This is a genomic window from Selenomonas sp., assembly GCF_052169755.1.
Taxonomy (GTDB): Bacteria; Bacillota; Negativicutes; order Selenomonadales; family Selenomonadaceae; genus Selenomonas.
The window spans coordinates 1-10,000 of the sequence record NZ_JBQNBV010000076.1; the positions used below are offsets into that span (position 1 = coordinate 1).

Below are 10,000 nucleotides of genomic sequence, written 5' to 3' on the forward strand. Positions count from 1 at the left end.
CTGCGCCTTTTGGCGATGGCGTACATCAACTTTTTGCGCGGCACGCCACTCTTGGTGCAGATCTTTTTGATCTACTTTGCGCTTCCCGTCATCTCAGGGCAGCGCGTCGATCCGTTCTTCGCGGCGATCACGGCGTGCAGTATCAACAGCGGCGCTTACGTCGCTGAGATCTTTCGTTCGGGCATCCAGTCGATTGACAAGGGGCAGATGGAAGCCGGACGTTCCTTGGGCATGACGTGGATGCAGACGATGTGGCACATCGTTTTGCCGCAGGCGGTCAAGCGTGTCATTCCGCAGATCGGCAACGAGTTCATCGCGCTCTTGAAGGACTCGTCGCTCGTATCGGTCATCGGCTTCGAGGAGCTGACGCGAAGCGGACAGCTCATCATCGCCCGCACCTACGGCTCTTTGGAAATCTGGCCGTGCGTCGCTGTCATCTATCTGGTGATGACGCTCTCCATTTCGCAGCTCGTAGCATATCTCGAACGGAGGTTTAGAACCGATGATAAGCATTAAGGGGCTTTACAAAGCATTCGGCGATAACCTCGTCTTGAAGGGCATTGATCTCGAAGTCGCGGACAAAGAGGTCGTCGTCATCATCGGTCCTTCGGGGTCCGGTAAGTCTACGCTTCTGCGCTCAATAAACTATCTGGATGTACCGTCGCAGGGGAAAATTTCCATTGACGGCAAGGAGCTTTCGGCGGCGGACATCAATAAGGTGCGCGCCGAGGTCGGCATGGTGTTCCAGCGCTTCAACCTCTTTCCGCATAAGACGGTCATGGAAAATATCACGCTTGCGCCGCGAAAGGTGCGAAAGGCTGCACGCGAGGATGCCGAGAAGGACGCGCGGATGCTCTTGGAGAAGGTCGGTCTTGCGGATAAGGCGGACGCTTACCCCGAGCAGCTTTCGGGCGGACAGCAGCAGCGTGTCGCCATCGCGCGTGCGCTCGCGATGAAGCCGCGTCTCATGCTCTTCGATGAGCCGACGAGTGCTCTTGATCCTGAGATGGTCAAGGAAGTCTTGGATGTCATGCGCTCTTTGGCGGCGGAGGGCATGACGATGGTCATTGTCACGCACGAGATGGGGTTTGCGCGGGAGGTCGGCGATCGGCTTCTCTTCGTTGACGACGGCAGGATCATCGAGCAGGGGGATCCGAAGGAAGTCTTTGAGCATCCGCAGGAGGAGAGAACGAAGAACTTCCTGTCGAAAGTGCTCTGAGGGCATCGTGCCTTTACGGCGCTGCTTGCAGCGGGAGCTTTGGATAAGGCGGCGAGAGCGCTCTTTCACAAAAACTTCTGTGCAGACAGTTGAAATGTCTTGCTCTTTGTGATAGAATAGGCAAGCATACGGGCGGTCCGCTGGGGGAGAATGGCTCTCTTACGAACGTCTGAGATTTAAGGAGGAAAAACAATGAACATCATTCAGGCTTTGGAGCAGGAGCAGCTGCGCTCGGACATTCCCGAGTTCGCACCCGGCGATACGGTGCGTGTGCATGTCAAGGTCGTCGAGGGTACGCGTGAGCGTATTCAGGTATTTGAAGGCGTCGTCATTGCGCGTTCCGGCACGGGCGTTCGCGAGACGTTCACTGTGCGCCGCATTTCCTATGGCGTCGGCGTCGAGCGTACCTTTCCGGTGCATTCGCCGCGCTTGGACAAGATCCAGCTCATGCGCCGCGGCATTGTGCGCCGCGCAAAGCTCTATTACCTGCGTAACCTCACAGGTAAGGCGGCACGCATTCGCGAGAGACGCTAAAAGCACATCATGGGGACTGCCCGAGGAGATACTTGCGAGGTATTTTTCCTTTGCAGTCCCTATTTCCTTTTTGGGAGGTATTTTATGAGTTCGTTAGGGGAAGAAGTCAAGGATTGGCTCGTGGCTATCGTCGTTGCCGTCGTGCTCGCTTTCGTCATCCGTCAGTTCATCGTAGAGCTTTACGTCGTGGATGGGCCGTCCATGCGCCCTACCTTGCAGTCGCGCGAGCGTCTCGTCGTCAATAAATTCATCTATCGTATGCGCGAGCCTGAGCGCAATGAGATCATTGTCTTTCGCTATCCGCGCGATCCGAGCCGCGACTTCATCAAGCGCGTGATCGCTGTGCCCGGTGATACGATTGAGATCAAGGACGGCAAGGTGTTTTTGAACCAGCAGCTTTTGAATGAGGACTACATCCTGGAAAAGACGTTGACGAACTATCCTCTGTCAACGGTTCCCGCCGGACATATCTTCGTCATGGGCGACAATCGCAACAATTCGGAAGACAGCCGCTTTGCTGACGTCGGCTTCGTTCCTTACGATCTCGTCAAGGGCAAAGCGATGGTCGTGTTCTGGCCCGTTGCCGAGGCGAAGTCCTTACCTTGAGACATGGCAGGAGGAAAATCAATAAAAGTCGTTCTTAATGCGGCTTCTATTGATTTTCCTCTTTTTTTGTCATACACTCGTCGAAACGGGATCTTGCTGCGACGGGGAGGATGCGATGAAACAAGGGGTATGCGTACGGCAGCGTTTTTCAACGATGGCATGGGGGATTCTTTTCTTCTGCCTGATGCTTTTCCCGCAATCTGCTTTAGCGGGGGCAGAGCCGGAGTTCTGCCTGATCGCTGCTCTCGTTTCATCTGCTTCTTATGCAGATGACGGCGGACTTCTCGTGCGCAGCTGGCTCAAGGAAATGGATTGGGAGTTCTACAGCCGCAGCACAGCGACACATGCGGCGGACGGACGTGTCCACTTGGCGCGTAAGACGCTTGCGGACGGCAGGCGTGTAGTCATGCTCGCTTTTCCGGGTACGGAGAATAAAAAGGATATTGAGGTGGATCTGCGCCTCGCTTCCGTCCCTTTCGGCGATGTCGCTTCTGCGGAGTCTGCCGAAGGGGACGGAAGCGGTACAGCAGATGTGCCGCGTGTACATAAGGGATTCAACGATTTCGTAACGGCGGCGCTTTTTACGGAAACGATGCCGGAGTTCGGCGATATGACGGCGGGTGAATCGCTGGCAGAAGAGCTCAAGGCAAATCCCACGGAGGTACTCTATCTGACGGGGCACAGTCTTGGCGGTGCGGCGGCGCTCTTGACGGCGGCGCGGCTCTCGGATCTTGGCGTGGCTGCGGATCAGCTGCAAGTCATCACGTTCGGTGCGCCTGCCGTCGGCAATGAGCGCTTCGCACGAGTTTACGAAAAGAAGTTCCATTTCACACGCATCGTCATGAAGAATGATCCTGTCGCAGGAATTTTGCAATCGTTAAGCAAGCGCTTCGTACAGTTTGGTGAGAAGGTTGTCTGGAAGCCGCAGACGCGTGAGGAGCGTTTTAATCATGAGATGGCGCTCTATTTTGATGAAGCGCTGCGCCGTTATTATGATGCAGCAGAGGAAAAGACGGCGCATGAGCTGCTCGGCGGTACGCCGCAGGCGCTTTCCGGTGGTCTTTATGTCGCTGCGCCGTCCTTTGATCTGCCGGAAACCTTGGCGCAAGATGCACCGTACATTGCGCGTGCCGTGCATGATGCGCTTGATATCCGCTACGCGCCTACGGTGTTTTCCAAAGCGGGGGCAGCGGAACAGCAAGAACTTTTTGCCGCTGCACGCGCCGCAGGCTGCAAATATGTCCTCGTCGAGCATTTTTCCGGTAAATTGCTGCGCGAAAAGCACGGCAGCTTCCGGCTGACGCTTGAGGAGCAAATCTACGACAGCGACGGTCGGCTGCTTTCGCTGGAGGAACGCAGCACGAATACGGGCGGCTTGCCCGCGATCGAGGCGTTTCTCTACCTCGCCTACAAGGGCGGCGCGACGCGCAGCGCGGCGCTTGGATTGACCGAATGAGAGCGTGCCCCTGCCTACGGGCGGGGGCTTTTTCTTGCGCGAAAGTCTTTGGTATTGTATGATGTTCATAGAAAGGAGCGATGCTTTTTGCAGTGGGTGGAAGTGAGCATAGATACGTCGCACGAGGCGATGGAGCTTGTATCGGAAATTTTGCAGGAATTGGGCGCCGGGGGCGTAGTCATCGAGGATCCCGCGCTCCTCAATGAATATATTCGTTCGGGTCTTTGGGATTATACGGACCTCAAGGAAAGCGATGAGACGGAGGTCGTGACGGTCAAGGCGTATTGGGCGATGGATGATGCGTTGGAAGGAAAGCTGCAGAACCTCGCCGCACGTTTGGCTGCTTTGACAGCGAACGGCGTGGATAAAGGCGCGGGTACGGTTTCGTGGCGGGCGGTCGCCGATGAGGATTGGTCGGAAACGTGGAAGGAATTTTTCCATACGGAAAAGATCGGCGAACGCACGGTCATCAAACCGACGTGGGAAGACTACGAGGCGAAAGCCGAGGAGATCGTCGTGGAGCTTGATCCGGGTGCGGCGTTCGGCACAGGACAGCATACAACGACGGCGCTGTGCATTCGCGCACTCGAAACGCTTGTCAAACCGGGCATGACGGTGTTCGACGTCGGCACGGGGTCGGGCGTGCTTTCGATCGTCGCGGCGAAGCTCGGGGCGGGGCGCGTTGAAGCCGTGGACTTCGATCCTGTCGCCGTGCGCATCGCCGCCGAGAACGTGCGGCAAAACGGCGTGGCGAATGTCGTGCGCACAGGGCAGAGCGACCTCTTGAAAAGTGTCGAGGGCAAGGCGGATCTCATCATAGCGAACATCATCGCCGACATTATCATGCGCCTGTTCGGTGAAGTGAAAGAAAGCCTTGCAGCGGGTGCTTGGATGCTCCTTTCGGGTATCATCGAAGATCGCCTGCACGATGTGACGAAAGCCGCTGCCCGGCACGGTTTTCACGTCGAGCGCATCGAAGAGGAGAAGGGGTGGGCAGCCGTCATCGTCAGAGGTGACGCATGAGACGCGTATTCTTAGAATGTGAGATCCGAGACATGATGGAAGTCTCGGGCGCAGATGCGCATCATCTGCACCATGTCATGCGCGCCAAGATTGGTGAGAGACTGCTTGTTGCAGACGGCGCCGGCGGTTCGGCGGAGGCTGAGGTCGCAGGTTTTGCGGGAGGCAAGGTGCAGCTCCGTCTCGTGCAGCGTTTGGAAGAGGCGGCGGAGTCTCTGGCAGAGATTGAGCTTTTCCAATGCCTGCCCAAGGGCGACCGCATGGATTTCATCGTGCAAAAAGCGACAGAGCTTGGCGTCACGCGCATCCGCCCGCTGCTCAGTCAGAATGTCGTCGTGCGTTACGACGAGAAGAAAGCGCAGGCACGACGTGAACGCTGGCAGAAGATTGCGGCAGAGGCTGCCAAGCAGTGCGGGCGTGCGCGTATTCCCGAGGTTGCGCCTGCTGCGCTGCTGCCTTCCGCGCTTGCAGCGCAGGCGAACGATGCGGCGGCGTTGCGTCTCTTCTTCTATGAAGCGGAGAAGCAGCGCGATCTTCGCACCGTGCTCCGAGGCTCTGCGGTGCAGCGCATCTTTATGCTCGTGGGGCCTGAAGGCGGCTTTGCGCCGGAAGAGGCGCAGCATGCGGCAGCGCACGGTTTCGTCGCCGTGACGCTCGGACAGCGCATATTGCGCGTCGATACGGCAGCGATTGTTGCGATCTCGCTTGTGCAGTATGAAAAAGGAGATTTGGGATTTGCCAAAAGCAGCATTGACGACCTTGGGGTGCAAGGTCAATCAGTTTGAAACGGAGACGATGGAAGGACTTTTCCGTCAGCGCGGCTATACGATTGTACCCTTCGACGAGACGGCAGACGTCTATGTCATTAACACATGCTCCGTCACGAGTCTCGGCGAAAGGAAGTCGCGTCAGCTGATTCGCCGTGCACGCCGATTGAACGAGCGTGCTGTCATCGCTGTGACGGGCTGCTACGCGCAGGTGTCGCCGGAAGAGATCCGCGCGATCGAAGGTGTGCGCGTCGTGCTCGGCACGAAGGAGCGTGTGGGAATCGTCGATCATGTCGAGCGTGCAGCGCGTGAAACCGGTGTATTTGACGGCACGGGCGACATCATGCACACATCGGAGTTCGAGGATATTCCGCTCTTCGGTGCGCCTGCGAGAACACGCGCTTTCTTGAAGATCGAGGAAGGCTGCGAGAATTTCTGTTCATTCTGCATCATTCCGTATGCACGCGGTCCTGTGCGTTCGCGCCGCCTTTCGAGCGTGCGGCGCGAGGCGGCGAAGCTCCTCGCTATGGGATTCAAGGAGATCGTCTTGACGGGCATCCACCTCGGCTGCTACGGGCGTGATCTCGGCGATGTGACGCTCGCTGATGCTGTGCGCGAAGTGCTTGCGCTGCCGGGGATCAAGCGGCTGCGGTTGGGATCTTTGGAGTCAGTCGAGCTGTCAGACGAGCTGCTGGCGCTTTTGGCGGATGAGCCGCGCTTCGCACGACACCTGCATCTGCCGCTGCAGGCGGGTTCGGACGAAGTGCTTCGCGCGATGAATCGCCACTATGATACGGCGAAGTTTGCCATGCTCATCGAGCGCGTCGAGCGCGCCGTGCCGGAAATTGCTATATCGACCGACATCATCGTGGGCTTTCCGGGCGAAACGGACGAGCTTTTCGCTGAGAGCCTTGCTTTCGTCGAGTGCATGAATTTTGCACGGATGCACGTCTTTCCCTACTCGCCGCGCCGCGGCACGCCGGCGGCAGCCTTCGCCGCGCAGGTGCCCGAGGAGGTAAAGAAAGAACGCGTACATCGTATGCAGGCGCTCGCTGCAAAAAAAAGCGAAGCGTTTCATGCCGACTTTCTCGGCAGGACGATGCCCGTCCTCTTTGAGACACAGCGCGAGGGCGTCACAGACGGTCTCACGGAGAACTACATTCGCGTCTATACGGATGCGCCCGTTCAGACAGGAGAGATTTACAACATGCACCTCGTGCAACTCTATCGTGACGGCATTTGGGGTGAGATGCAGGATACATGAATCCTGCATCCTGAATCCTGAATATTTTTCTATCTGGAAGGTTTTTTGTCGCAAAGGTCGAATGATGAAAATAAGGTCGAAAGGCGAAATAATTTTCGAAGGGAGGTGGAAAAGATGGCAGACTGCATTTTTTGCCGTATTGCGGCGAAAGAGATTCCTGCGACGGCGGTCTACGAGGACGATTCTGTCATCGCCTTCAAGGATCTTGAGCCGCAGGCGCCCGTGCATGTGCTCATCATCCCGAAGAAACATATAGAAAGCCTGCTCGGTCTGACGGAAGACGACAAGGCGCTCGTCGCTCATATCCACGTCGACGTCGTGCCGCAGATTGCAAAGGAACTCGGACTTGCGGAAAAAGGCTTTCGCCTCGTCGTCAACACAGGGGAAGAAGGCGGGCAGACCGTCGGGCATCTGCACTTTCATCTCTTGGGAGGACGCTCAATGCAATGGCCGCCCGGTTGATGGTTGACACCGAAAAGGGAAATCATGTATAATATTAAGGTGCACGATGCAGAGTTGGCAATTATTTTACGCCTGCCTTCCCGTGCGCCCCAAATCTAGTGGAGGGGGGGAAGAACAATGGCAAATGAGGTCAAAGTAGGAAAGAACGAAACGATCGACAGTGCTCTCCGCAGATTCAAGCGTACTTGCCAGAAGGCTGGTACTTTGGCAGAAGTTAGGAAACGTGAACATTACGAGAAACCGAGCGTCAAGCGCAAGAAGAAGTCCGAGGCGGCGCGCAAGCGCAAGTTCCGCGCGTAATCGCTTGTGAATGGAATTGTGCGAGAGAATTTGAACCTCTAAATGTAAAAATCCGCAAAGCTGTGCTTTGCGGATTTTTCGTAAAATCGCAAAGAGCATTTTTCTGCGATGAAATTACGAAAAGAACGATGGGACGTTTACGGAATCCGCTAGGAAGAAATGATCGAGGTTCAAGACTGGGCATTTCGCAAGAAATTTTTGTAAAACCTCTTGTAACGTCATCGGATTAGTGCTATACTAACGAATATTGCTGATGTAGCTCAGTCGGCAGAGCGTATCCTTGGTAACAGGTCTTTCGTCCTAGTATAAAAATCCACTGGGAAAATACGCTCAAAGTTAGTAAAATCAAGGGTGAAACATGTCGTGAGAATCTTCGGATTCTCACGGCTTTTTTTGTTTCGTTGCATTTTTTGTCGTCATTTCATGCAATTTTTAACATCGAACGTATAAAAAATCGAAAGGGAGATGATGAAAATGCAGGTCGTAAAAGTATCAAAGGGGAGTATTTCTAGACGAACACAAGATAAAAAATATGTCGCGCAACTTGTCCTAACGTTCGACACGGGAGAGACGCGCCGTATCAGTCGCCTCGCGGATTCAAAAAGAGATGCACAGAAAACGCTCTGTGAGTTACGAGAGGCAGCTTTACAGTATAACGAGGTGAACAATCCGCCGCCGGAACCTACTCGCCACAAAGAAGAATCCTTCGTGTATTATCTCGAAGGGGACTACCTTCATGAAAAGGAATTTGTCGAGCGAATCGGAAAGAGAACGCTCTATGCATCGCGCAACACGATTCGAAAGCATATCAAGCCTTTCTTCAAGGACAAGCGTCCCGATGAGATCACGCCGAGAGAAATCGCGCTATTCTATGTCGAGCTAGGGAAGAATTACAGCGCAAGCACGGTTCATAAGGCTGCCAACGTGATTTCTAACGCCTATCGGAAACTCATGCGCGACGGTATCGTGAAGAAAAGTCCGTGCGAATTTGTCAAGAAGCCGTCGATCATACAAGAAGAGAAAAAGCCGCTGACAGAAGATGAAGTAAAACGTATGATCGAGGCTACGGATGTCTATGACCGTGATCCTTGGACGAAGACACATAACATGCCAGTCTACATTCGTCTGGCTCTCGCTACAGGGATGAGACGCGGAGAGTTATGCGCTCTCAAATGGGAGCATATTGATTGGGAGCATGGCTATATAGAGGTCAAGAAAGCTATTGCGTACTTGGGTAATAAGATGGAAGAAAAGAGTACGAAATCAGGAAAGTCGCGCTCGATCGCCGTATCTGAAAATATTCTCGATATGCTTAAAAAACATCGCCGCAAATACGCGACGGGAACGCATATTTTTCCTGATAAGCGGAACAAGAACAAGCCGCAGAATCCTGAAAGCATTCGTCACGCGATGGACATTATAGCGAGAGAGAGCGGGATAGAACGTCTGACGATGCATCTCTTACGGCATACGAACATTTCTATCATGGGCGCACGCGGTATCGACATTCGTACAATCGCGATGCGTGCAGGACACTCGCAGCTTACGACGACGATGCGATACCTGCATACAAACGAAGAATTGAATCGTCGTGCGGGCGATATTTTCAAAGACATATAAAACGGGGGAATGAAAAATGTGATACATCAAGAAGAAGGCTAAACTTAGTACGATCATAAGTCATTTGCTCACGATGAAAAAGGCTGATTCAAGATACTATGATTACATCATGCGGGAACTTTTTGACGTGATTATAGATAACGGCTGGCAAAATAAAGTCATGAAACGGCTTGAAGATATTTACGAGGGCGAGATTTATGACGATGAAAACGACTGGATGTGTGTTCTTGAAGATATCGAAGAAGTCGTAGAAGAGCTTTATGGAGAAGCGGCATACGAGGAAGAACGGGCATATATGAAGGAAGCGTAAAAAGAGTCTTTTAAAGCTAAAGAGACATCTAAAAGGATACCGTCGTAAATCGCGACGGTATTTCTTTTTTTATACTATGCGAGTATGATATAATAAAGGAGCGATAATCTTGTTAAGATCAGGATTGCAAAGGGAAGTTTCTCTCTATACCACTAAAGATGAAGTGAGAGCTTAATCATGATTGTTTTTATGCTTACTATCGTGTACGCGGGAATATTCACGGGAACTTTTATTAAGTTGCGCGAATACGAGTTGAATGTTTTTTTATCAGTCACGCTCTCTTTCGTATCACATATTCCCATTGTTATGACGCTTGGAGTAGCGGTCGTTAATGTTGCGCTGCAAGAATTTGCGAAGAGGGAAATAATCCGGGGGCTATTTGCTTTCCCTGTAGGCTTCATAATGTATGCAGATGCGATAGATGCAATAGGAGAGGCTTTCG

Annotated in this window: 13 protein-coding genes; all 13 read left to right on the top strand. The window is 53.6% G+C overall.

The window, feature by feature from the left end:
* Positions 1-516 (top strand): amino acid ABC transporter permease (locus ACTTKG_RS06590; RefSeq protein WP_442673439.1); only part of this gene is annotated, 516 nt, incomplete at its 5' end.
* Positions 503-1,219, top strand: a complete 717-nt coding sequence (locus ACTTKG_RS06595) for an amino acid ABC transporter ATP-binding protein (RefSeq protein WP_442673440.1) — start codon at positions 503-505, stop codon at positions 1,217-1,219. The genes ACTTKG_RS06590 and ACTTKG_RS06595, both read left to right, overlap by 14 nt.
* Before the next feature lie 192 nt (positions 1,220-1,411).
* Entirely contained in the window at positions 1,412-1,753 is a 342-nt protein-coding gene (gene rplS, locus ACTTKG_RS06600) for a 50S ribosomal protein L19 (RefSeq protein WP_442673441.1), read from the top strand.
* Positions 1,754-1,837: 84 nt separating this feature from the next.
* Positions 1,838-2,359 carry a signal peptidase I gene (gene lepB / locus ACTTKG_RS06605; RefSeq protein WP_442673442.1) on the top strand — a complete coding sequence of 174 codons (522 nt, stop codon included), beginning with the start codon at positions 1,838-1,840 and terminating at the stop codon, positions 2,357-2,359.
* A gap of 115 nt (positions 2,360-2,474) precedes the next feature.
* Entirely contained in the window at positions 2,475-3,815 is a 1,341-nt protein-coding gene (locus tag ACTTKG_RS06610; RefSeq protein ID WP_442673443.1) for a lipase family protein, read from the top strand.
* An 87-nt stretch (positions 3,816-3,902) separates the two neighbouring features.
* The gene (prmA, locus tag ACTTKG_RS06615) at positions 3,903-4,838 is read left to right on the top strand and encodes a 50S ribosomal protein L11 methyltransferase (RefSeq protein ID WP_442673444.1); all 936 of its coding nucleotides are present in this window, start codon (positions 3,903-3,905) and stop codon (positions 4,836-4,838) included.
* Positions 4,839-4,870: 32 nt separating this feature from the next.
* Positions 4,871-5,620: a 16S rRNA (uracil(1498)-N(3))-methyltransferase gene (locus ACTTKG_RS06620; protein WP_442673445.1), complete on the top strand. Its 750-nt coding sequence runs from the start codon at positions 4,871-4,873 to the stop codon at positions 5,618-5,620.
* The gene (mtaB, locus tag ACTTKG_RS06625; RefSeq protein ID WP_442673446.1) at positions 5,571-6,866 is read left to right on the top strand and encodes a tRNA (N(6)-L-threonylcarbamoyladenosine(37)-C(2))-methylthiotransferase MtaB; all 1,296 of its coding nucleotides are present in this window, start codon (positions 5,571-5,573) and stop codon (positions 6,864-6,866) included. The genes ACTTKG_RS06620 and mtaB overlap by 50 nt, the downstream gene beginning before the upstream one ends.
* Before the next feature lie 114 nt (positions 6,867-6,980).
* Positions 6,981-7,328: a histidine triad nucleotide-binding protein gene (locus tag ACTTKG_RS06630; protein WP_442673447.1), complete on the top strand. Its 348-nt coding sequence runs from the start codon at positions 6,981-6,983 to the stop codon at positions 7,326-7,328.
* 117 nt (positions 7,329-7,445) lie between these two features.
* Entirely contained in the window at positions 7,446-7,628 is a 183-nt protein-coding gene (gene rpsU / locus ACTTKG_RS06635) for a 30S ribosomal protein S21 (RefSeq protein WP_006193396.1), read from the top strand.
* Positions 7,629-8,336: 708 nt separating this feature from the next.
* Entirely contained in the window at positions 8,337-9,248 is a 912-nt protein-coding gene (locus tag ACTTKG_RS06640) for a tyrosine-type recombinase/integrase (protein ID WP_442673448.1), read from the top strand.
* A gap of 109 nt (positions 9,249-9,357) precedes the next feature.
* Positions 9,358-9,558, top strand: a complete 201-nt coding sequence (locus ACTTKG_RS06645) for a hypothetical protein (RefSeq protein ID WP_442673449.1) — start codon at positions 9,358-9,360, stop codon at positions 9,556-9,558.
* Positions 9,559-9,735: 177 nt separating this feature from the next.
* The coding region (locus ACTTKG_RS06650; RefSeq protein ID WP_442673450.1) for a hypothetical protein at positions 9,736-10,000 on the top strand (265 nt) is incomplete at its 3' end.

Excerpts from the sequence above, each read along its gene's own strand:
- rplS (WP_442673441.1), top strand. The coding sequence starts at position 1,412 with ATGAACATCATTCAGGCTTTGGAGCAGGAGCAGCTGCGCTCGGACATT.
- ACTTKG_RS06595 (WP_442673440.1), top strand. The coding sequence starts at position 503 with ATGATAAGCATTAAGGGGCTTTACAAAGCATTCGGCGATAACCTCGTC.
- rpsU (WP_006193396.1), top strand. The coding sequence starts at position 7,446 with ATGGCAAATGAGGTCAAAGTAGGAAAGAACGAAACGATCGACAGTGCT.
- lepB (WP_442673442.1), top strand. The coding sequence starts at position 1,838 with ATGAGTTCGTTAGGGGAAGAAGTCAAGGATTGGCTCGTGGCTATCGTC.
- ACTTKG_RS06645 (WP_442673449.1), top strand. The coding sequence starts at position 9,358 with ATGCGGGAACTTTTTGACGTGATTATAGATAACGGCTGGCAAAATAAA.
- ACTTKG_RS06620 (WP_442673445.1), top strand. The coding sequence starts at position 4,871 with ATGATGGAAGTCTCGGGCGCAGATGCGCATCATCTGCACCATGTCATG.
- ACTTKG_RS06630 (WP_442673447.1), top strand. The coding sequence starts at position 6,981 with ATGGCAGACTGCATTTTTTGCCGTATTGCGGCGAAAGAGATTCCTGCG.
- ACTTKG_RS06610 (WP_442673443.1), top strand. The coding sequence starts at position 2,475 with ATGAAACAAGGGGTATGCGTACGGCAGCGTTTTTCAACGATGGCATGG.